23 protein-coding genes, 1 tRNA gene and 1 pseudogene are annotated in these 18,896 nt (G+C 59.1%); 16 read left to right on the top strand and 9 right to left on the bottom strand.

The window, feature by feature from the left end:
- Positions 1 to 11: 11 nt before the first annotated feature.
- Complete coding sequence (locus tag BN77_RS06850) at positions 12 to 767, bottom strand: ABC transporter substrate-binding protein (RefSeq protein WP_007529856.1); 756 nt, start codon at positions 765 to 767, stop codon at positions 12 to 14.
- Positions 768 to 941: 174 nt separating this feature from the next.
- Here BN77_RS06850 and BN77_RS06845 point away from each other — a divergent pair, with 174 nt between their 5' ends.
- Both BN77_RS06845 and BN77_RS06840 read left to right on the top strand, forming a co-directional pair.
- A complete protein-coding gene (locus BN77_RS06845) occupies positions 942 to 1,442 on the top strand; it encodes an RrF2 family transcriptional regulator (protein ID WP_007529854.1) in 501 nt (166 codons plus the stop codon).
- Between the two features lie 28 nt (positions 1,443 to 1,470).
- Complete coding sequence (locus BN77_RS06840) at positions 1,471 to 1,932, top strand: carboxymuconolactone decarboxylase family protein (RefSeq protein WP_007529852.1); 462 nt, start codon at positions 1,471 to 1,473, stop codon at positions 1,930 to 1,932.
- On the opposite strand, the gene BN77_RS06835 is transcribed toward BN77_RS06840, so the two are convergent.
- Together BN77_RS06835 and BN77_RS06830 are read right to left on the bottom strand one after the other, a co-directional pair.
- Positions 1,929 to 2,564 carry a YitT family protein gene (locus BN77_RS06835; protein ID WP_007529850.1) on the bottom strand — a complete coding sequence of 212 codons (636 nt, stop codon included), beginning with the start codon at positions 2,562 to 2,564 and terminating at the stop codon, positions 1,929 to 1,931. The genes BN77_RS06840 and BN77_RS06835 overlap by 4 nt on opposite strands.
- A 208-nt stretch (positions 2,565 to 2,772) precedes the next feature.
- Complete coding sequence (locus BN77_RS06830) at positions 2,773 to 3,705, bottom strand: class I SAM-dependent methyltransferase (RefSeq protein ID WP_007529848.1); 933 nt, start codon at positions 3,703 to 3,705, stop codon at positions 2,773 to 2,775.
- A gap of 146 nt (positions 3,706 to 3,851) precedes the next feature.
- Here BN77_RS06830 and BN77_RS06825 point away from each other — a divergent pair, with 146 nt between their 5' ends.
- From BN77_RS06825 to BN77_RS06815, 3 genes and pseudogenes are all read left to right on the top strand, one after another.
- The gene (locus BN77_RS06825) at positions 3,852 to 4,118 is read left to right on the top strand and encodes a DUF6460 domain-containing protein (protein ID WP_007529846.1); all 267 of its coding nucleotides are present in this window, start codon (positions 3,852 to 3,854) and stop codon (positions 4,116 to 4,118) included.
- A gap of 1 nt (position 4,119) precedes the next feature.
- Positions 4,120 to 4,617, top strand: a complete 498-nt coding sequence (locus BN77_RS06820; RefSeq protein ID WP_007529845.1) for a CAP domain-containing protein — start codon at positions 4,120 to 4,122, stop codon at positions 4,615 to 4,617.
- A gap of 32 nt (positions 4,618 to 4,649) precedes the next feature.
- Positions 4,650 to 5,995 (top strand): annotated as a pseudogene (locus BN77_RS06815) (MATE family efflux transporter).
- Here BN77_RS06815 and BN77_RS06810 read toward each other — a convergent pair.
- The gene (locus tag BN77_RS06810) at positions 5,971 to 7,059 is read right to left on the bottom strand and encodes a quinone-dependent dihydroorotate dehydrogenase (protein ID WP_007529844.1); all 1,089 of its coding nucleotides are present in this window, start codon (positions 7,057 to 7,059) and stop codon (positions 5,971 to 5,973) included. The pseudogene BN77_RS06815 and the gene BN77_RS06810 overlap by 25 nt on opposite strands.
- On the bottom strand, positions 7,056 to 7,409 hold the full coding sequence (locus BN77_RS06805) for a DUF952 domain-containing protein (RefSeq protein ID WP_007529843.1): 354 nt from the start codon (positions 7,407 to 7,409) through the stop codon (positions 7,056 to 7,058). The genes BN77_RS06810 and BN77_RS06805 overlap by 4 nt, the downstream gene beginning before the upstream one ends.
- Positions 7,410 to 7,516: 107 nt before the next feature.
- Between BN77_RS06805 and BN77_RS06800 the strand changes: the two genes are divergently transcribed.
- From BN77_RS06800 to BN77_RS06780, 5 genes are all read left to right on the top strand, one after another.
- Positions 7,517 to 7,915: a hypothetical protein gene (locus BN77_RS06800; RefSeq protein ID WP_007529842.1), complete on the top strand. Its 399-nt coding sequence runs from the start codon at positions 7,517 to 7,519 to the stop codon at positions 7,913 to 7,915.
- An 89-nt stretch (positions 7,916 to 8,004) separates the two neighbouring features.
- Complete coding sequence (locus tag BN77_RS06795; protein WP_007529840.1) at positions 8,005 to 8,652, top strand: response regulator; 648 nt, start codon at positions 8,005 to 8,007, stop codon at positions 8,650 to 8,652.
- 95 nt (positions 8,653 to 8,747) lie between these two features.
- Positions 8,748 to 9,413: a S24 family peptidase gene (locus BN77_RS06790; RefSeq protein ID WP_040677611.1), complete on the top strand. Its 666-nt coding sequence runs from the start codon at positions 8,748 to 8,750 to the stop codon at positions 9,411 to 9,413.
- An 11-nt stretch (positions 9,414 to 9,424) separates the two neighbouring features.
- The gene (locus tag BN77_RS06785; RefSeq protein ID WP_007529836.1) at positions 9,425 to 10,159 is read left to right on the top strand and encodes a thermonuclease family protein; all 735 of its coding nucleotides are present in this window, start codon (positions 9,425 to 9,427) and stop codon (positions 10,157 to 10,159) included.
- 53 nt (positions 10,160 to 10,212) lie between these two features.
- Positions 10,213 to 10,626 carry a tellurite resistance TerB family protein gene (locus BN77_RS06780; RefSeq protein ID WP_007529830.1) on the top strand — a complete coding sequence of 138 codons (414 nt, stop codon included), beginning with the start codon at positions 10,213 to 10,215 and terminating at the stop codon, positions 10,624 to 10,626.
- Positions 10,627 to 10,659: 33 nt separating this feature from the next.
- Here the strand turns inward: BN77_RS06780 and BN77_RS06775 are convergent, their stop codons facing one another.
- The gene (locus BN77_RS06775) at positions 10,660 to 11,535 is read right to left on the bottom strand and encodes a transporter substrate-binding domain-containing protein (RefSeq protein ID WP_040676832.1); all 876 of its coding nucleotides are present in this window, start codon (positions 11,533 to 11,535) and stop codon (positions 10,660 to 10,662) included.
- A 445-nt stretch (positions 11,536 to 11,980) separates the two neighbouring features.
- On the opposite strand from BN77_RS06775, the gene BN77_RS06770 reads away from it, so the two are divergent.
- The gene (locus BN77_RS06770; RefSeq protein ID WP_007529828.1) at positions 11,981 to 14,002 is read left to right on the top strand and encodes a methyl-accepting chemotaxis protein; all 2,022 of its coding nucleotides are present in this window, start codon (positions 11,981 to 11,983) and stop codon (positions 14,000 to 14,002) included.
- A 127-nt stretch (positions 14,003 to 14,129) separates the two neighbouring features.
- Here BN77_RS06770 and BN77_RS06765 read toward each other — a convergent pair whose 3' ends face one another.
- Positions 14,130 to 14,315, bottom strand: coding sequence for a hypothetical protein (locus BN77_RS06765; RefSeq protein WP_007529827.1), 186 nt, complete (start codon positions 14,313 to 14,315; stop codon positions 14,130 to 14,132).
- Between the two features lie 295 nt (positions 14,316 to 14,610).
- Between BN77_RS06765 and BN77_RS06760 the strand changes: the two genes are divergently transcribed.
- Positions 14,611 to 15,450 carry a glycosyltransferase family 2 protein gene (locus BN77_RS06760; protein ID WP_007529826.1) on the top strand — a complete coding sequence of 280 codons (840 nt, stop codon included), beginning with the start codon at positions 14,611 to 14,613 and terminating at the stop codon, positions 15,448 to 15,450.
- Between the two features lie 19 nt (positions 15,451 to 15,469).
- Positions 15,470 to 16,495, top strand: coding sequence for a glycosyltransferase family 2 protein (locus BN77_RS06755; RefSeq protein ID WP_007529825.1), 1,026 nt, complete (start codon positions 15,470 to 15,472; stop codon positions 16,493 to 16,495).
- 33 nt (positions 16,496 to 16,528) lie between these two features.
- Here the strand turns inward: BN77_RS06755 and BN77_RS06750 are convergent, their stop codons facing one another.
- Complete coding sequence (locus BN77_RS06750) at positions 16,529 to 16,735, bottom strand: CsbD family protein (protein WP_040676831.1); 207 nt, start codon at positions 16,733 to 16,735, stop codon at positions 16,529 to 16,531.
- Between the two features lie 356 nt (positions 16,736 to 17,091).
- On the opposite strand from BN77_RS06750, the gene BN77_RS06745 reads away from it, so the two are divergent.
- Positions 17,092 to 17,433, top strand: a complete 342-nt coding sequence (locus BN77_RS06745; RefSeq protein WP_085989833.1) for a hypothetical protein — start codon at positions 17,092 to 17,094, stop codon at positions 17,431 to 17,433.
- 26 nt (positions 17,434 to 17,459) lie between these two features.
- Entirely contained in the window at positions 17,460 to 17,918 is a 459-nt protein-coding gene (locus BN77_RS06740) for an HD domain-containing protein (protein ID WP_007529820.1), read from the top strand.
- A 136-nt stretch (positions 17,919 to 18,054) separates the two neighbouring features.
- Here BN77_RS06740 and BN77_RS06735 read toward each other — a convergent pair.
- Positions 18,055 to 18,128, bottom strand: a tRNA-Gly gene (locus BN77_RS06735).
- A gap of 562 nt (positions 18,129 to 18,690) precedes the next feature.
- Here BN77_RS06735 and BN77_RS06725 point away from each other — a divergent pair.
- Positions 18,691 to 18,896, top strand: a 206-nt coding sequence (locus BN77_RS06725; RefSeq protein WP_040676825.1) for a LysR family transcriptional regulator, incomplete at its 3' end; no start/stop codon positions are given.

The following is an 18,896-nucleotide window of genomic DNA, read 5'->3' as shown; positions in this document are numbered from 1 at the left end:
TCGACAGGCGATCAATAAATGTCGAAGGGGAAGTACTTCTTGGTGATCTGCTGATACTTCCCGTTGGCGACGAGCGCATCGATTGCCTTGTTGAAGCGCTCCTTAAGTTCGGTCTCGCCCTGGCGGATGCCGATGCCGGCCTGCGTTTCCGTGCCGGGGACGTCGCCGAGCAGCTTGCAGCAATCCTTGCCGGCCTTGTTCAGCCAGTCGACCACCACGAACTTGTCGGAGATCAGGGCGTCCATGCGGCCGTTCTGCAGGTCGGCGACGGCTTCGTCCTGCGTCGGATACATCTTTGCTTCAGCACCGCCCTTGGCGTAGACGTCGTTGGCGTAGTCGGCTTGCGTAGTCGATGCCTGCGCACCGACGACCTTGCCCTTCATGTCGTCGACCGTGACGCCCTTGAGCGGGCTGTCCTTCGGCACGGCGATCGCCAGCGGCGTCGTGTAGTACTTGTTCGTGAAGTCGATCTGCTTCTTGCGTTCCTCGGTGATGCTCATCGAGGCGATGATGGCATCATACTTCTTGGCTAGAAGCCCGGGGATGATGCCATCCCAGTCCTGCGCAACGATCGTGCACTTGGCCTTCATCTCTTCACAGAGCGCATTGGCCATGTCGACGTCAAGGCCCTTCAGGCTACCGTCGGATTCGACGTAGTTGAAGGGAGGATAGGCGCCCTCAGTTGCGATGCGGATCGTGTCCTCGGCCGAGGCGAGATGCGTCGCCGCAAGCAAGGCTGCGGCAGCCAGGAAAATGGTCTTTCTCATTGCTGTTCCCTTATTGGAATTATTTTTGCCCAACAACTCGACTTTAGCGAATCCTTGCTGCTTCACAACCCCAGACGTGTGCGTCGCCCTTTCTATTCGATCCCTTTCATACGCCGTCTTGACATAGATCATAATCATGGATATTTTTTATCCACGATATGAGGAGATTGTCCGATGAAACTAGGTGATGGCGTCGAGCAGGCGATACACAGCGTCGCGATGCTGGCCGGTCTGTCAGAAGGGGGCGTGCTTTCAGCCGCCGCCCTGGCGGAGTTTCACGGGGTTTCTACGAGCTATCTTTTGAAGCACCTGCAGGCGCTCTCCGGTGCCGGGATCGTAAACCCCGTTCCCGGGCCGAAGGGCGGATACAAATTGGCGAAGCCTACGGAAGACATCAGCCTCCTCGACATCGTGCTCGCGGTCGAAGGACCGGAGCCGGCGTTCCGTTGCAGCGAAATCCGCCAGCGTGGGCCGAACCAGCTGCCGGGGCGCTATTTCACCAAACCCTGCCAGATCAGCGCGGCGATGCTGAAGGCCGAGCGCGTCTATCGCGCAGAACTCGCCAAGACCAGCATCGCCGACATTCTGGCGCAGCTCGCTGCTGATGATGACGGCGGCATCGCCGCCCGCGGCTGCGCCTTCCTTGAAATGAATGAACGCAGAGCGGCTCGCTGAGCGCCAAAAACCAAAAGGAGAATGAACTATGCAAACACGTTTCAACTTCGCCAAGGCATCGCCGGACGCTTACAAGGCCGTTGCCGCCCTCGAGCAATATGTTCAGGGCTCCGGCCTCGAGCGCCGTTTCATCCACCTGATCAAGCTACGCGCCTCGCAGATCAACGGCTGCGCCTATTGCGTCGATATGCACGTGAAGGAAGCCAGGCACGACGGGCTCAGCGAACAGTGGATCAACCTGATGTGCGTCTGGCGGGAATCCCCGGTCTATGACGCCAAGGAGCGCGCCCTGCTCGGTTGGGTCGATGCGGTGACCCGTATCGCTGAAACGGGCGCGCCGGACGCCGATTTCGAAGCCCTGAAGGCCCACTTCTCCGAAGAAGAGATCACCAAGATCACGGTCGCCATCGGCACGATCAATGTCTGGAACCGGCTCGCCGTCGGCTTCCGATCACAGCACCCAATCGACAAGCCGGCACAGGCTGCCTAAAGCGCAATATAGCGATCGGCGCGGTGGTTGATGGCCACGAAGAGGTTCAGCACTACCGCGCCGAGAACCGAATAGATGACCACCGGCGGAGTGGTGACGAAGAAAGCTGCAGCCAGCACGCAAAGGTCGATCGCCATCTGCACGAGGCCGGCACGGATGCCGAAACGCTCCTGCATGTAGATGCCGAGAATGCCGACCCCACCGAGACTGGCGCGATGGCGATAGAGCGCCAGAAGACCGAAGCCCAGCAGCAAGCCGCCGAGAAGTGCTGCCCAGGCCGAATGGATGGCGGAAATGTCCATGACCTTTGGCTGCAGGCTGGTCATCAGGGATGTCAGACCGATCGCGATAAAGGTCTTGATCGTGAAGGCCACGCCCAGTCGCGTCCACGAGAGATAAAAGAATGGCAGGTTGAGCAGGAAGAAGGCGAGACCAAAGTTCACGCCAAGGGCATAGTGGAGCAGGAACGCGATGCCGGCGGTGCTGCCGGTCAGCAGACCGGCGCTTGCCAGAACATAGAGCCCGAGTGCCGCAACGAGGCTGCCCGAGAAAATCCCTTGAACATCTTCGATCGGGGTGTGACGGGTGGCGCTGGTGTTCCAGAACCCGAGAGCGTTGAAGAGCTGTGCCATTATTGTCGATCCCAAAAGGCAGACATGTTCAAATGCGCCCCGGCGAGACCCGAGCGTGACGAAATGTCGGTGATAAATGATGTCAGGCCCCTCAAAATCCTGAGGGCATCCCTACTGAATTCGCCAACATTATCAGTGTTTTTGCAGCGCGATCAAGCAAAATGCGTAAGCAATGCTGACCTATTATCACTTCGCAAGAATCGTTCCGCTAAGCCGCCTTGCGCGTAAGGAACAGAATGCCTGAAACGATGTTTGCGCCATCTTTGCGAATAGGAGTCTTGCTGACCGCGACGATCTCGAGGCCATGGCGGATGCAAAGTGCGCGGACGTAGATTTCCGAATGGGCGTAGCGCAGTGACTGCGCAAGATGGAAGCCATCGCCCTCGCCAGCATCCTCGACCGAAAATGCAAAATCGGCACCTGGCATGACAAGCGCGGAAACAGCCTCGAAGACGCTCTCTAGATTTCCGAGATACATCAGCACGTCGGCTGCGGTTATGAGGTCGGCGCGCTGCACCGCGCCTTCTGCAAAGAGACCCGTCGCCTCCGGAGCCAGCGACAGGTCGGCCTGTGCCAGATGATCGTAGACATTCTTCTCGGCTGCCTTGGCAAGCATGTTCTGTGACAGGTCGAACCCCTCGAGACGCGCAACCCGATCACGGATTTCCGGTCCCAGCAAGCCGGTGCCGCAACCGAGGTCCACGGCCAGCATATAATTCCTGCCGGTTGTCGCAACGAGTGCTGCAAGCTTGGCCGGAACGCTATAATCCAGTTTCTCCACCAGCGACGCCTCGAAGCGATCGGCATAGTCGTCGAACAGTCGCTCGACATAGCTGCTTGGCGGCTGGTCGGGCGTTGCGAGATCCCCGAGCAGCGCGAGCTTGAGCTCGGCACCAAAGATATCGTCCGGGCTGACCTCCAACGTCTGCCGATAGGCCTCGATCGCGCCGTCCTTGTTTCCTGCCTTCTCGCGGTAGCCCGCCAGCCGATACCAGCCGGCCCCCCAGCGCGGCGCCAGCTCCAGCGCCTGTTCCATCAGTTCGGCGGCAGCATTCGGTTCACCGCTTTCGTCGAGCATCTTGGCATAATCGGCGCGGCGGTCGGCGATCACATCGCCTGAAGTGAGCTGGTTGGGCTGCATGGTCAAGACCTGTTGGGATCGGCCCGCATTTGGCTGCGGCCACAAAAAAACTCAAGTCCTATTTCAGAGGCGGAGGCGCCAGACCTGAAAAACGCTTGCGAGCGGCGATTCGCGCCCGTATTTCAGGCATAGACAGGAGATGGTGCATGTCCGATCAGGTGAACAAGTTTCTCGGCGATTCCCTCGGCCGCACGTTGGTCAAGCTTTTGGTCGTATCGTTGATCGTCGGCTTCATCATGGCCGTGTTCGGCTGGGCGCCGCTCGATTTCGTCTACGGCATCCGCAATTTCGTTCTGGAAGTCTGGCATCGCGGCTTTGCCGCTTTGGGACGTGTCGGCGATTACCTGCTGCTTGGCGCAACCGTGGTTATCCCCGTCTTCCTCATCATCCGTCTCTTCAGCTATCGGCGATAACATGACCTCTCTCTTCCTCTCGCGGCGCGGCCTGCTGCACCTGTCCGGTCTCGTTTTGGTCGCGGGCGTTGCAAGCTGCACCACGGCGACCAAGTTCTCTTCCACGCCTTCTGACGGCGAAGACGAAACGGCGGACGCCCTGCCGCTCGTCAACCAGTTGCGCGCCAAGAACGGATTGCCGCCGCTTTCGGCAGATCCCGCGGCCAAGGATGCGGCGATGTTCCAGGCGAAGCGCATGGCATCGGCCGGCAAGATGAAGCACGTGATGGGCATCGGCGACGGTTTCGCGCCGCGCGTCAAGGCAAGCGGAGTACAGATGCCAGCTGCCGAAAACATTGCAGCCGGCCAGCAGTCGGTGCCTGCAGTCGTGACCGCCTGGATCAATTCTCCGCACCACCTGGAGAACATGCTTGGTCGCTATAATGGTCTCGGCGTAGCGGTGGCGCGCAATTCCGCTTCCAGAAACGTCCCCTACTGGTCCATGGTGCTCTCCGGCTGAGGCGATTCCCGCCTCAGATCTCAGAGGCAGACATGGATACTTATGGTCACGATAACAGGCTGGCCTTCGACGTGACGCACCGGCTGGTGTTGTCCATCGCGATTCCGATGACGCTCGGCTTCATCACGACGCCGCTACTCGGTCTCGTCGACACGGGCGTCGTCGGCCACATGGGTCAGCCGGATGCGCTGGCGGGGCTTGCGATCGGCGCCATGCTGTTTGATCTGATCCTAGGCAGCTTCAATTTTCTGCGCGCCTCCACCACGGGATTGACGGCGCAAGCCTTCGGGCGGCGCGACCGGCATGCTCAACAAGGCGTTTTCTGGCGGGCGCTGATCTCGGCGCTCGGTTGCGGGGTTGCACTTTTCTGTCTTCGCCGCTGCTTCTAGCGGCAGGACTGAAGCTGATGGGACCGGAGAGCGCTGTTGCAGCCGCTACCAGCACTTACTTCTCCATCCGCATTCTTTGCGGCCCGGCAGCGCTTGCCAATTACGCGATCCTCGGCTTCGTCCTCGGCCGCGGCCAGGGTAGCATCGGCCTGTTGCTGCAGACGATCATCAACGGCATCAACATCGTTCTGGCGATCCTGCTCGGCCTCTGGCTCGACTGGGGCGTGGCGGGCGTCGCCTGGGGCACTATGGTCGGCGAGACGGCCGGCGCCGTCGTCGGTCTGCTGATCGTCCTCAGCAGCTTCGACCGCGCCAACCGGCCGACACGTGCGGAGATCTTCTCGCGGCACGACTTGGCCGAATTGTTTGCGTTGAATCGCGACATTCTCATCCGGACCTTCGTGCTGCTCGCCGCCTTTACCGTCATGACACGGATCGGCACCAGCTTCGGAGCGGTCACACTTGCCGCTAACGCCGTGTTGATGAACTTCTTCCTGCTCTCCGGATATTATCTCGATGGACTCGCCAACGCGGCAGAGCAGATCACCGGACGGGCGATCGGTGCACGCTACCGGCCGGCGTTCGACCGTGGCCTGAAGCTAACGGCGCTCTGGTCGTTCGGGCTTGCCGGCATGATTTCGGTGTTCTTCCTGCTGGCCGGTCCATGGTTGATTTCAGTCTTGACCACCTCGCCGGAGGTGCAGCAGGCCGCCCAAATCTACCTGCCCTGGGCAGCTGTCACCGGACTTACCGGCGCGCTCGCCTTCCTGATGGACGGCGTATTCATCGGCGCCACCTGGTCGACCGACATGCGCAACCGAATGCTGATGTCGTTTGCCGGCTATCTGATAGCGTTGGCCGTGTTCGTGCCGCTGTTCGGCAACCATGGCCTATGGTTGGCGATGAACGGCTTCCTGCTGTTTCGCGGTGTTTTCCTGGCAATGCTGGTGCGGCCGCGGGCGGATCAGACGTTCCGCGCCGCCCAGTAATCCGTCCGCGTATCCCTAAGATCCCGGATGGATTTCACCTGCTCGCGATCGAGCAGCTTTGAGAGGCCGCGAATGATCGTGCCCGGCAGGCCAGGCCCCTCATAGACCATGCAGGAATAGAGCTGCACGAGATCGGCACCGGCCTTGATTTTTTCGAGCGCCGTTTCAGCCGACGAGACACCGCCGACGCCGACGATCGGCAGGCTCGGGCCGACGCGCTTGCGCATCTTGGCGAGAACGGCGGTCGATTTTTCGAAGAGCGGCTTGCCGGAAAGTCCGCCCGCCTCCTTAGCCTGACGGTGGTCCCTGAGGCCCTCGCGGGAAAGCGTGGTGTTCGAGACGATCAGACCATCCAGAGCATGCGACAGCGCTTCGGCGGCGATATCGTCCAGCCCCCCTTCCGTCAGATCGGGCGCGATCTTCAGGAAGACCGGGATCTTTCTGCCTGCCTTCTCGGCCTCGGCATCGCGGGCCGCAAGCACGGCCGACAAAAGCGCAGCAAGGCTTTTACGCGCTTGCAGATCGCGAAGGCCCGGCGTGTTCGGCGATGAAATGTTGGCGGTAAAATAGCGGGCGACGGAATAGAACCGCCGGATGCCAAGGACGTAGTCGCCGATGCGGTCTTCGCTGTCCTTGTTGGCGCCGATGTTGACGCCAATCATGCCGTTGCCGCGAATGGTCGAAAGCCGCGCCAAGGCGGCGTCGTGGCCTTCGTTGTTGAAGCCGAGGCGATTGATGACGCCTTCATCCTCGACCAGCCGGAAGATACGCGGGCGCGGATTGCCGGGCTGCGGCTTCGGCGTCACGGTGCCGATCTCGGTGAAGCCGAAGCCGATCTTCAGCAACGCCTCGGGAACCTCGGCGTTCTTGTCGTAGCCCGCCGCCATGCCGATCGGGTTGATGAAATCGAGCCCGGCGACATTCTGCCGCAGGCGCGGATCCGGCGCGATCCGGCAGGCCGGCACAGCACCGGCCTTCAGTGCGGCGATCGACATGCCGTGCGCCGTCTCGGGATCGAAGAGGAACAGGCCCTTGCGGGCGGCATGCTTGAAAAGGTCGATCATGGCTGAAGGTCCGGAAAGATAAGCTCGCCGGCGACGTCGAGGGGCAGCGGCGCCTCCCACAACACCGCTGACAGCGGCAGTTCGGAGTAGAGATGCGGAAAGAGAGCGCCGCCGCGCGAAGGCTCGAAAACGAGCTCGTCGCCGAACTTGCTGCTATCGACGGCAACGAGCAGAAGCCCCTCCTGGCCGGCAAAATAGAGTGCTGCCGTCTGCCTGACCTGTGTGACGGTCGAGAAGTGGATGTAACCGTCGGCAAGGTCGATCGGAGCCCCTCTAAAGACGCCGGCTGCCTTCGCCTCCTGCCAGAGCGTTTCCGTCACGATCTTGTAAAGCGTGGGTGTCAGGGTCATGATGGCCTCGTATGGCTGGTCTTTCCGGGGCTTTGCCGCAAAGCGGCGGCGATGTCCACGCCTTGCCGCGAAAAATGCGGCGGCTATCGAGATTTCCGGAGGAAACCATGAGAAATGCCACAATTGCCCTTTTCGCGCTTCTCCTGCCGTTCGGCGTTCCTGCAGCCGAAGCCGATTCGTCGCGCTTCCAGCTGGAGCGCAGCGGCGATCACTTCATACGCCTCGACAAGCAGACCGGCGCCATGTCGCTTTGCGAGGAGAAGGATGGCGCCCTCGTCTGCAGGATGGCAGCCGACGAGCGGGCGGCCTACGAGCAGGAACTCGACCGGCTTTCGGCCCGCGTCACGGCGCTGGAGAACAAAAGCATCGTCAACAAGGCCCTGCCCTCGGACGCCGAAATCGATCGCTCGATCAGCATCATGGAACGCTGGATGCGCAGCTTCATGGGGATAGTCAAGGAATTCCAAAGCGAAGAGGAGCGCAACGCCCTTCCGCAAAAGACATGATTTGGTATAGTCATATCAGAATGGCGGCATGTATCGCGTGGGAGAGCGCGGCATGACGCAGCGATCGAGCTCTTGGGAGGGAGTTATCGATGCAGGAACAGACAATCATCATTGCCGACGACCATCCGCTTTTTCGGGATGCGCTTCGCCAGGCAGTGATCGGCATGGAAGGCCACCCTGCTATCGTCGAGGCCGGCGATTTTGCTGCGGCACGGGTGGCTGCCGGGAAGCACCCTGAAGCGGACCTGATGTTGCTCGATCTTTCGATGCCGGGCGTCAGCGGTTTCTCCGGCCTGATGGCGCTTCGCTCCGAATATGCCGGCCTGCCGATCGTTATTATCTCGGCGACCGATGACGCGACTACGATACGCCGGGCCCTGGAACTCGGCGCCTCCGGCTTCATATCCAAGTCCTCAGGTATCGACGAAATTCGCCGCGGCATACAGACGGTTCTCGCCGGCGATATCGCGACCCCCGAAAGCTATCGTGACGGACAGGAACAGGACCCAGATGTGGCAGACCTGATCCACCGGTTGCACACGCTGACACCGCAGCAAAGCCGTGTCCTGACGATGTTGGCGGAAGGCCTCCTCAACAAGCAGATTGCCTACGAGCTCGGCGTTTCCGAGGCGACGATCAAGGCACATGTCTCGGCGATCCTCCTCAAGCTCAATGTCGACAGCCGCACTCAAGCGGTCATACAGCTCGGCAAGATCAACATGGCCATGGTCGCCTGAAGCAGAGGCAGGATTTTATTCCTTTCTTCTCTTTACTCCCGCAGGGCTTGCGGTTAAAATTTCGTCGTTGAAGGATGGCGCAGGAATCAGGCGACATGCTGTCACACGAGCAGATCTGGGGCGCGATCGACCGGCTTGCCGAACGGCATGCCCTGACGCCATCTGGTCTTGCCCGGCGGGCGGGGCTCGACCCGACCTCCTTCAACAAGTCCAAGCGGCTCTCTGCCGATGGGCGATTGCGGTGGCCGTCGACCGAGTCGATCGCCAAGGTGCTTGATGCGACGGGCGCCAGCATGGAGCAGTTCCTGACCTTCATGCGCCCGAAAAGCAGTTTTTCCAGCCTTCCGGACGGTGCCATCCCGCGGCACGGCAGCTCGATCCCGCTGCTCGGCTTTGCACAGGCTGGAGCCGGCGGTTTCTTTGATGATGGCGGCTTTCCGGCTGGGCAAGGCTGGGACGTGGTGGAGTTTCCCGCGGCGCCCTCGCAGAAAGCGGGCGTCTATGCGCTTGAGGTCCAGGGCGAGAGCATGATGCCACTTTACCGTGACGGCGACGTTTTGATCGTCGAGCCGGGCGCGCAAGTTCGCCGCAACGACCGCGTCGTTGTCAAGACCCGCGAAGGCGAGGTGATGGCCAAGGTGCTGTTGCGCCAGAGCCCCCGATCGATCGAATTGATGTCGCTCAACCCTGAACATCCGAACCGGACGATCGAGCTTTCCGATGTCGATTGGATCGCTCGGATCATCTGGGCCAGCCAGTAGGAAGATATTCCATGCGTCCTGCGGCCCTTCTGACGGCTATTGCAGGAATCGGAGCGGTTGCCGGCCTGATCGCAGCGGGCAGACAAAGGCTTGCCTTGCCCATCGATCCGGTGGAAACGGCAGCCCCGGTAGAAATTAACGTGCCTCCCGCGCCAGTTGCTCAACCGGCGAAAAATTCCGAGGCCAGTATGCGTGCCAGACGCGTCGACGATGCCAGCCAGTTCTACCCTGCCGCTATCAACGGCAAACCCCTCGAGCGCATCGCGGCGGTAGAGCCAGAACAGCCGGTAAAGGCAACCGAAGACAAGGGCGAGTACCTCGTTCGTCCGATCGCCGAAAGCGCGGGGGTGCTTGCGTTTGGCGACCGCCGCCTGCAGCTTGCCGGCATCAATCCCACGCCAGCGGACAAAACATGCACCGACAGCAAGGGGCGGGAATGGCCATGCGGGATGCTCGCAAAAACCAATGTGCGACTGTTTCTTCGCTTGAGGACCGTCCGCTGCGATCTCGACAGCGCCGAATGGACCGGCACGGTGACAACCGCCTGCCGGATCGGCACGCAGGACATTTCGCGGTGGCTGGTTGAAAACGGCTGGGCAGAGGCAGAAAAAGGATCGGCCCTTGCCGAGGCTGGCGAGATGGCAAAACAGGCAGGCAAGGGCATCTATGGTGATGACCCTCGTAGCGTCCCGCAAACCGACGCCCTTGAGAATCTACCTGCCGCTCTGCCGCCTGACGGCTTGTAATGTCGCCGGTCAGTTCCTAGACTCTTGGCTCATGCAAGAGGGGTCATTGAGATATGAACAAGCCGCTTTCCGCCCATGACGCACTGATCTACGTGATGGTAATGGCATCCGCCGTCGACAGCACGATGAACGATCGCGAGATGGAGCGGATCGGCCAATTGATCGGCTTTCTGCCGGTCTTCCGTGATTTCGACGACGAAAAGCTGATTTCTGTTGCGCGCGACTGCGCGGCGCTGCTCGCCGGCCCTGAGGGGCTCGACATCGTGCTTGAAACCGTCAAGGACACACTGCCTTCACGCCTTTACGACACGGCCTATGCGCTCGCTGTCGAAGTTGCCTCGGCCGACCTCTCGGTCAAGGCGGAAGAACTGCGGCTGCTCAGCCTGCTGCGCGACCGCCTCGGCCTCGACAAGCTGACCTGCGCCGCTATCGAACGCAGCGCGATCGCCCGCTTTCGAAAAGGATAGAATCTGTCCTGGTTAAATTGAAACCAGAAGGGCCTAATATAACCCATACGGGAAATACCGCAGATAGATTTCCTGCAGGCGGCCGTTTCGCGACAGCGCCGCAAGGGCGTGATCCAGCGCTGCGGTCAGGACATCGTCCTTCTCACGCAGCATGATTGTCATGCCTTCACCAAGAAACTTCTCGGAAAGATAAGGCCCATCGAACAGCGCGCAGCATTTCGCCGAAGCCTGCGACGAAACCCAGAACGAAAGCTGGAGAGAATCCGCGAAGGCGGCCTCCACCTTGCCATCCTTCAATGCCGCCAAAAGAGTATCCTTGCTATCGAAAGAGACGGCCTTCACTTTTGGGAAATAGGCCGCCAGCATCGCCTCGTGCGCCGTCGCCTTGACGACGCCGACCGAATGGTCGGCGAGAGCGCTTGAATCTTCCCCCTTGATGGGAGCTTTCAGATTTCGAACAAAGCGAGCCGGCAGCATCAGATAGGGACGAGAGAAGGCGAACTGCTGCCGGAGCTCTTCGCTCACGGCAATTCCCGCGATCACCGCGTCGCCTTGCGATGCCGCCAGCGCAACTTTCAGGTCGGCGAACGGCAGCGCCTGAATCTGGCATTTGCTTGCGATCTCAAGTTCGTTGCAGATCTCGCGGGCCAGATCGATGTTGAAGCCCGCAAGCTTTCCGTTCTGGTCCGTAAAGTTGAACGGCGGAAAATCGATCGTCGTCAGAAAACGCAGGCGCACGAGCGACGAAAGATCCGGCTTTGCTAGCCGCTCCCTGGAATCGAATAGCAGTGGCAGGTTTGGCGCCATCTGCTGGGCCGACAACGAGAACGGGCAAGAAAACACAACGAGAGACAACCAAACGCCGCGGAGCCCCTTAAGAATAAGAGATGCTAGTTTTAATTGCACCATTATGATCGACCTCGGGGAAAAGCTGCACGGTCATTCTTGAAACGATGTATCAGAGTCATTCGTATCGGGGAATACGCGCCGACGGGGTCAATACTCCGTGCGCTCTTGGATGATCGTGCAAACCGGCATGCCGCACCGCCACCGATGCAATACCAGAGGCATACTCCGCTCAGGACCAGTGAGAAGTTGCGCCGCACCAGACGCTACTCAGCCCTGGGCAGCAGAACCCAATTTTTTCCCGGGACAGCCGCCAGGCGTTAGGGGCACATTAAGCAATGTTCCTTTCTATTCGGCGGGACGACGCCGGCTCACGGGCCGAATGCATGATGCGCATGTCGAGCCTTCCGGGCATCCCACCATGCCGTATCCTGCGACATGCCCTGCCTCTCAAAAATGCTTCATTAGCCAGCCGGCCATCGGCCGGATCAAGCGACTGGACACATCCATGCTGAAGAACCTCACAATCCGGACAAAGATCATATCTGTCGTCGCGCTTCTCGGGGCGATCGCGCTCAGTGGCCTTGTTTATGTCATCGGCGAATTCCGCGGCGCGGACGCCACCTACAGCGCCTTCATCGATCACGAGGCTTTGGCCGCCATGCTGGCATCGCGCGCCAGCGCATCGGCCAACGCAGGCGTGCTTCAAACGACGTTGATCGCCAGCCTCAAACCAGAGACGCCGGCTTTCGACACGGCGGTCGCAACGCCGAACAAGCTGCCTCAGGCGCGCGAACGTCTGGAAAAGGCAGCAGCCTTGGTTCCGAGCCGCAAGCAGGCGATTGATGACATCCTCGTCGACATTGGTGAAATGGAGGTGCTTTCCCGCAAGATCGTCGATCTCGTCAAGGCAAAGGACAGCGCCGGCGCACAGCTCGCGGCCAGCACCCTCAATGCCAAGCTTGACACAGTCACTCCGAAGATGATCGCCAACAATGATGCGTTGATGGCATTGCTGAACGATGGCGGCGACGCGCTTTCGGCTACCGTCAACGAGCGAATTACTCTTTGTTTCGCACTGATCGGGCTCGCCGTAGTTGGCGCGCTCGGCCTTTCGGTGTGGGTTGCTCAGGCGGGGATCGCGGCTCCGATGGCCAGTTTGCGCGACCGGATGGCACAACTCGCCCAGGGCGATACACAAAGCGCCGTCGACGGCCTTGACCGGCGCGACGAGGTTGGCCAGATGGCCGGCGCCGTTGCCGTCTTCCGCGACAACGCAATTGAACGCATCCGCCTTGAGGGTGAAGCCGAAAAGAGCCGCACTCTCGGCGACAGCGAACGCCGCGAACGCGAAGCGCAACGCGCAACCGAAGCCGCTGACCTTTCGCGTGCTGTCGGCGCGCTTGGCGACGGCTTGCGCCGGCTGGCGGCCGGCGACCTCGCATCACGGATCGACACGGCTTTCGTTGGCGATCTCGACGTCCTGCGACAGGATTTCAACAACTCGATCCAGCGGCTGAACGACACCATGCAGACGGTCGGCGCCAACGCCCGCACGATCTCCGCTGGCGCAAGCGAGATTCGTTCCTCGGCGGACGAGCTTTCGAAGCGGACGGAGCAGCAGGCGGCGTCTATCGAGGAAACGGCCGCAGCTCTCGAGGAAATCACCACTACGGTGAAGGGTGCCGCAAGACGCGCCGAAGAAGCACGAGGGCTGGTGGCGCGCACGCGCGCCGGCGCGGAAAAGTCCGGCCAGGTCGTGCGCAAGGCAGTCAACGCCATGCAGCAGATCGAGCAGTCTTCCGCGGAGATTGGCAACATCATCGGGGTCATCGATGACATTGCCTTCCAGACGAACCTTCTTGCCCTCAACGCCGGCGTCGAAGCCGCCCGCGCCGGCGAAGCAGGGAAGGGCTTTGCTGTCGTTGCCCAGGAAGTGCGCGAACTCGCGCAACGATCCGCCAACGCCGCCAGGGAGATCAAGTCACTGATCATGACATCCAGGGATCATGTGCAGACTGGCGTATCCCTTGTCGCCGAAACCGGCAGGGCGCTGGATGCAATCGTTCATGAGGTCCAGGAAATCAATGAACACGTCGATGCGATCGTGGAAGCCGCCCGCGAGCAATCGACCGGCCTGCACGAGATCAACACGGCCGTGAACACCATGGACCAGGGCACGCAAAAGAATGCGGCTATGGTCGAGGAAAGCACGGCGGCGAGCCACAAGCTCGCGACGGAAGCGGCGACGCTGAACAATCTGCTTGACCAGTTCAAGCTCTCCAGCGCCGCTGGCGTCAGCGCGACCGTTGCCGCCGCGCCGCTGCAGAGCGCTCCGATCCATTCCCCGCCCCGCTCACCCACGCCGCCAATAGCTGGCAGAAAGGCGCCAGTTCGCATCGCCACTCCAGGGGTCACGCGCGCCTCCAACTCGCCGGCTCGAGCACTTGGTCAGAAGCTTGCAAGCGCCTTCGGTGCCGGCAGTGCACCTTCCGTCACACGCGATGACGCCGACTGGACGGAATTCTGACCTCGTGAAAAACGACAGAAGAACGAAGGGCGGCTCGAAGCCGCCCTTTCGATTATGGCACTTCAAACAGCAGCCACGACCTTGCTGCAGGCCCGAAGCGCACCTGGCCAGAATTTAAAAATGAAGCTCAGCTAAACCCGAGTGGAACCTGCTCTACTTTACGGCCACGGCCATAGTCGCGTTCGTAGGACGCACGATCGTCATCACGCCGCGACGCAACGACCATCTCGGGGGCATGGTAGCCGTCCGCGTATGTACCGGTATCGCCATTGTCCCGGATTTCGCGCTTCGCCGTGAAAATCTTCAAAAGCATTCTGCTACTCCTCCTGATCATGCCGACAACGACCAAGAGGTCGTATGCGTTCCCGTAGTATCGGAGAATAGTTAAAAATTAACTATGTTTATTAGACGATTGTCAACTAAAGGGTTTTTGCGGCATCAATTCAGCATGCCACATCAAGGAGGTATGGCGAAAAGCGATAACGGGACTACGGCATCGTTGCATTTGAACGCAAAGAGGATAAATCAGGACCTGAACTAGAAGCGGCTGCCGTCCGCGCAGCATCTATCGTCTTCTCGATTGATCTGAGCGTCGTGGGATGCTGTCGATGAATGCCAGGGTTGTTGTTGTGTTTCCGGTCTACAACGGAGCGGCTACTCTTCGAGAGAGCTTGCAGTCCATTAAGGATCAGGACTTCGGCGATTTCCGCGCCGTAATTCTCAACAACTGCTCGACGGACAAAACATTAGAGGTGGCGCAGCGCTTCTGTGAGGAAGATGCTCGTTTTTCCATCATTTCAAACGAAACCCATCTTACTGCCGAGGACAATTTCGCCAAAGCAATAAAGCTTGGCGCGGAAGCGGCAGAGTATTTTTGCCTCAGGGCAGCAGACGATCTTTCGTCCCGGGATTTCTTGAAAAAGTTGGTCGACGCCCTCGATGCCGATGAAACAAAGCTACTCGCCGCCTGCCCGACAAAGACCTTCAACGCCAACGGCTTCAAGCTCAAGCATCCGGCAGCCAATATATTCAACTTTCAGCAGTCGTATGCACAGGGTCGCGTACCACGCAACCTGACATTTCCATCCGAGTGGATTTACGGCATGTTCAGGTCACGGGCAGTCGATACGCTAATGGCGCGCTGGCGTGAGCTGGGCAATCCCTGGGGCGTCGCTTCCTATGTCCTGTCGGAATTTGTGGTTCGCGACCTGGTGGCCTATGTCTCCGATGCTACTTTTGACTTCAGGGAAGGATCGGGTTCCGAGCAAAAGTATGGGGCAAAAGGATTTCGGGACAAGCTCTCTCAACGATTGATATACACCCTCGGCTGCTATCGGCTGGTCGACAAATTGCCACCGGCGGGTCTTTTGACGAAAGCAAAGTTTTTCAGGATGTGCTGGAACGATGCGCGCCGCAAGACGCGCTATAAGCTGTTTTGGATATTCTAGGAGGCCTTGCGTCCGTCTCATGAACTATCCATTTCCCCCTGGCGCGCCGAACCTTACACGTTCCTTCCTTGATCGTCTGCGGACGGGCTATGACACATTTCGGGTGACCCGCCGCGAGAGGCGCAGTCGGGCTGAGACGATCATCCAGCCTATTCGCGAGATTCGGCCCCTGGCGGCGACGGACGTGCCGCTTATTTTCGTCACACATAACGACATCGCTCTTTTATTTGCTTTCATCCAGCACTATCGCCAGCTGGGAGTGACGCGGTTTATCTGCGTTGACGATGTTTCGACCGACGGCACAAGAGAGGCTCTCTTGAATGAACCAGACGTCGACCTTTGGACCTCGCCGGTGCGATTTGGCGAGGCAAGGCGCGGCCGAAACTGGAGGGAAAGCCTCTTCTCCAGATATGGTCTGGATCGATGGTATCTGAATGTCGATTCCGACGAATTCCTTGTCTACGACGATTGCTTCAACCAGCCATTGTCATCACTTATACGCATGCTTGAAGGTCAAAATCTAAAGCGGATGGCGGCGCCGATGCTGGATATGTACCCCAAGCTGAGTGAATTCGACGCGATGCCTTCTTCCGTCGACAAGCCGTGGCAGTTCTCGCGGTATTTTGATGGCGACAGTTATGTTGCGAGGATAAAGAAGCGAGGCGTCAGCGTCAGAGGCGGTCCGCGGGGCAGAAAATTCGGAGAAAACAACGAGCTTATCAAATACCCTCTGATCTACTGGGACGGAGCATGCCTTTTTGGAAGCAGCCTTCACCAGCCACTGCCCTATGGCCGGAATTTCCCATCAGTCTGGGGTGCGATTTTGCACTTCAAATTCTTTACGAACTACAAGGCGAAGATAAGCGAAGCGGTCGAGGGCAAACAGCACTTTAATTCGTCAGAGCACTATCAGAAAATGATGGATGTCCTTCACCGGGAAGGTGAGATTGATTTCACTTACGCGAAGTCAATCTGCTACGAGGGGCCACAGCAGCTCGTGAGCCGCGGCTACATGACCAAGATCGACTTTCCACAAAGAGGGTAGAAGCCCGGAATAGACTTCCGGGCTCGCTGTCAATCAGTGCCAGGTTTGGCGGTTGTACCAGTCGTCAATATCGCGCCGCGCACGATCGCGCTGGATCCCGTAACGCTCCTGGATTTTGCCCTCCAGCTGATCACGCTTCCCGGCAATCTGATCAAGATCATCATCGGTGAGTTCGCCCCACTGCTCCTTGATCTTGCCTTTCATCTGCTTCCAATTTCCTTCGATTCGGTTCCAATCCATGGATCGTCTCCTCTAATGTTGGACTGGAGGCTAAACGGCCAAGGCATCGGAGTGTTCCGAAGCATGCACGACGACGGACGGATCGACGCCGTTCATTTCCCTGATGTCGGCGCTACAGGATTGCGACAGCTCCCAGAAGCGGCCCAATTGCAGTCTGCACGATGCTCTGCTGTGCAGTTCGCGCCGCTTTAAGGCGAACCGATCGTCGGGGGGTGGGCGTTCTTCAGCCGCAGACAACGGAACGACGGGAACTCTCGGATGTTCCGATCCGTTATGCATAGGGAGGATTTGTCGGCCTCCCGTTAACAGGCGGAGGCGACCACTTGCGAAACACCCTAGTTCTATCCCTTCTTCTCATGTTCCCTGCCTCCGCATTCGCGCAGTCGCGTGAACTCGAGGCAACTTGTCAATCCGTCGCCAGAGGCTTCTTCATGGTGAGCAAACTTGCGATCGGTACTGTTCAGTCCTTCCCGGAACTGAAACCGCCGGGAGTGAGGATGACCTACTCTACTCGCGAGGGCACCACGCCCGCCGAAATGACCGACGCGTTCTCATGCGAGTTCGACAAAGTCGACAAACCTCATCACCTCGTTCGCTTCTGTGTATCAACCACATGCTATTCGCCGAACGAGCCGGACGGCGACCGAAAGCGCCGTTTCGAGGAGGCCCGTATTCTGCTGGAGCGGTCAGAAAAATGACGCTGCGGCTGGCAGGGAGGAATTGCATGACAGCAGGTGGGCGAGAATCGACTAATGAACATGACGACCAGCTAGACCTTCTGCATGCGGCAAAAATCGCAGGCAGGGCGCACGCGGGACAGACCGACAAAGCCGGCGGGCCTTATTTCCTGCATTGCAAGCGCGTCGCTGATGCCGTTGAGGATGAGGACGAACGCGTCGTCGCGTATTTGCATGACGTGGTCGAGAAGGGACCCGGCTGGACGCTGGATCGATTACGGGAAGAGGGCTTCAGCTCCACGATCATCGAGGCTGTCGATGCATTAACCAGACGCCCCGAGGAGAGCGATGACGAATTCATCATGCGGGCCTTGAGCAACCCCCTCGCCCGTCCTGTGAAGGTCGCAGATCTCAGGGACAATCTTGCACAGGCCAAAAGCATTGGATCGGATACAAGCAAATATGAAAAAGGGTTGAAAATAGTCGAGCGGCGACGCGACGCTTAGATAAGTCGCACGAATTCATAGCGATCCAAATCTTTGCCATGGCTGCACAGGGGACAAACCGCACCAGGCTCGTACCAGTGCTCAAGTTGGCCTAGAGGCAGGCTGGGAAACGAAAGGCGCCTATCTTCCATGTCGCTGGAGCGGGTGAAGGGAATCGAACCCTCGTATTCAGCTTGGGAAGCTGCTGCTCTACCATTGAGCTACACCCGCACTAAACGGAGACTTTCTACAGATGATCGCCGCTGTCAAGCAGTCAAACATCAATGGTCGTAGGGAGTACCTCGAATATTTGCAGTAGACGTTTCTCCATCACCGAGATCTTTCCACGGCATCAACGCCTCCCGCTAAAAAGCGGAAGATGTAACCGATGTGTTCGGTACGAAATTTCACCTATCCCTCTGGTTGGGTATTCTCGTCGGTTGAGCGAAGCCGCACTCCAATGCCACCTGGCACCATTTCTCCTTCGTCTTCAAAGACGATCCCCGCAGCTTCGAATGTCAGTCTCAAAAGCCGGAGATTGCTCTCACGCATTTCGCCGCCCTTCTCGAAGCTACGGATCGACACTGCACTTATGGCTGTTCGTCCAGCAAGATCATTCTGGGTCCAGTCCAACAGCGCTCTTGCAGCGCGACATTGAGGTGGTTTGAGCATGAAAACTTTCGTTTTTAGAACGTTGTTTATTGAAAACACAATTTACGTGTGCTAGGACACTCCAACTTATCTTTTGCGAGGCACCGTTGCAATAAAATGGCACGTGCGTCGGAGGCAATCTATGGAACTCCGCCAACTCTCGTATTTCAAAGCCGTGGCCGAGGAACTGCACTTCGGCCGGGCGGCAGCGAGGGTGCGGATTGCCCAGCCGGCGCTCAGCAATCACGTGATGGCACTGGAACGGGAGCTTGGCTGTGCGCTCTTCATCCGCTCGACCAGACGGGTGGAACTGACCAGGGCAGGGGAGACGTTCTATGATCGCTGTGT

Origin of the sequence: Rhizobium mesoamericanum STM3625 (assembly GCF_000312665.1) — a bacterium.
GTDB lineage: Bacteria > Pseudomonadota > Alphaproteobacteria > Rhizobiales > Rhizobiaceae > Rhizobium > Rhizobium mesoamericanum.
The sequence above is the reverse complement of the archived record's forward strand: the minus strand, read 5'-3'. Positions and strand labels throughout refer to the sequence as shown.

What these genes read in the sequence shown, in the direction of transcription:
- BN77_RS06850 (WP_007529856.1), bottom strand. Translation starts at nt 767, where the DNA reads ATGAGAAAGACCATTTTCCTGGCTGCCGCAGCCTTGCTTGCGGCGACG.
- BN77_RS06845 (WP_007529854.1), top strand. Translation starts at nt 942, where the DNA reads ATGAAACTAGGTGATGGCGTCGAGCAGGCGATACACAGCGTCGCGATG.
- BN77_RS06840 (WP_007529852.1), top strand. Translation starts at nt 1,471, where the DNA reads ATGCAAACACGTTTCAACTTCGCCAAGGCATCGCCGGACGCTTACAAG.
- BN77_RS06835 (WP_007529850.1), bottom strand. Translation starts at nt 2,564, where the DNA reads ATGGCACAGCTCTTCAACGCTCTCGGGTTCTGGAACACCAGCGCCACC.
- BN77_RS06830 (WP_007529848.1), bottom strand. Translation starts at nt 3,705, where the DNA reads ATGCAGCCCAACCAGCTCACTTCAGGCGATGTGATCGCCGACCGCCGC.
- BN77_RS06825 (WP_007529846.1), top strand. Translation starts at nt 3,852, where the DNA reads ATGTCCGATCAGGTGAACAAGTTTCTCGGCGATTCCCTCGGCCGCACG.
- BN77_RS06820 (WP_007529845.1), top strand. Translation starts at nt 4,120, where the DNA reads ATGACCTCTCTCTTCCTCTCGCGGCGCGGCCTGCTGCACCTGTCCGGT.
- BN77_RS06810 (WP_007529844.1), bottom strand. Translation starts at nt 7,059, where the DNA reads ATGATCGACCTTTTCAAGCATGCCGCCCGCAAGGGCCTGTTCCTCTTC.
- BN77_RS06805 (WP_007529843.1), bottom strand. Translation starts at nt 7,409, where the DNA reads ATGACCCTGACACCCACGCTTTACAAGATCGTGACGGAAACGCTCTGG.
- BN77_RS06800 (WP_007529842.1), top strand. Translation starts at nt 7,517, where the DNA reads ATGAGAAATGCCACAATTGCCCTTTTCGCGCTTCTCCTGCCGTTCGGC.
- BN77_RS06795 (WP_007529840.1), top strand. Translation starts at nt 8,005, where the DNA reads ATGCAGGAACAGACAATCATCATTGCCGACGACCATCCGCTTTTTCGG.
- BN77_RS06790 (WP_040677611.1), top strand. Translation starts at nt 8,748, where the DNA reads ATGCTGTCACACGAGCAGATCTGGGGCGCGATCGACCGGCTTGCCGAA.
- BN77_RS06785 (WP_007529836.1), top strand. Translation starts at nt 9,425, where the DNA reads ATGCGTCCTGCGGCCCTTCTGACGGCTATTGCAGGAATCGGAGCGGTT.
- BN77_RS06780 (WP_007529830.1), top strand. Translation starts at nt 10,213, where the DNA reads ATGAACAAGCCGCTTTCCGCCCATGACGCACTGATCTACGTGATGGTA.
- BN77_RS06775 (WP_040676832.1), bottom strand. Translation starts at nt 11,535, where the DNA reads ATGGTGCAATTAAAACTAGCATCTCTTATTCTTAAGGGGCTCCGCGGC.
- BN77_RS06770 (WP_007529828.1), top strand. Translation starts at nt 11,981, where the DNA reads ATGCTGAAGAACCTCACAATCCGGACAAAGATCATATCTGTCGTCGCG.
- BN77_RS06765 (WP_007529827.1), bottom strand. Translation starts at nt 14,315, where the DNA reads ATGCTTTTGAAGATTTTCACGGCGAAGCGCGAAATCCGGGACAATGGC.
- BN77_RS06760 (WP_007529826.1), top strand. Translation starts at nt 14,611, where the DNA reads ATGAATGCCAGGGTTGTTGTTGTGTTTCCGGTCTACAACGGAGCGGCT.
- BN77_RS06755 (WP_007529825.1), top strand. Translation starts at nt 15,470, where the DNA reads ATGAACTATCCATTTCCCCCTGGCGCGCCGAACCTTACACGTTCCTTC.
- BN77_RS06750 (WP_040676831.1), bottom strand. Translation starts at nt 16,735, where the DNA reads ATGGATTGGAACCGAATCGAAGGAAATTGGAAGCAGATGAAAGGCAAG.
- BN77_RS06745 (WP_085989833.1), top strand. Translation starts at nt 17,092, where the DNA reads ATGTTCCCTGCCTCCGCATTCGCGCAGTCGCGTGAACTCGAGGCAACT.
- BN77_RS06740 (WP_007529820.1), top strand. Translation starts at nt 17,460, where the DNA reads ATGACAGCAGGTGGGCGAGAATCGACTAATGAACATGACGACCAGCTA.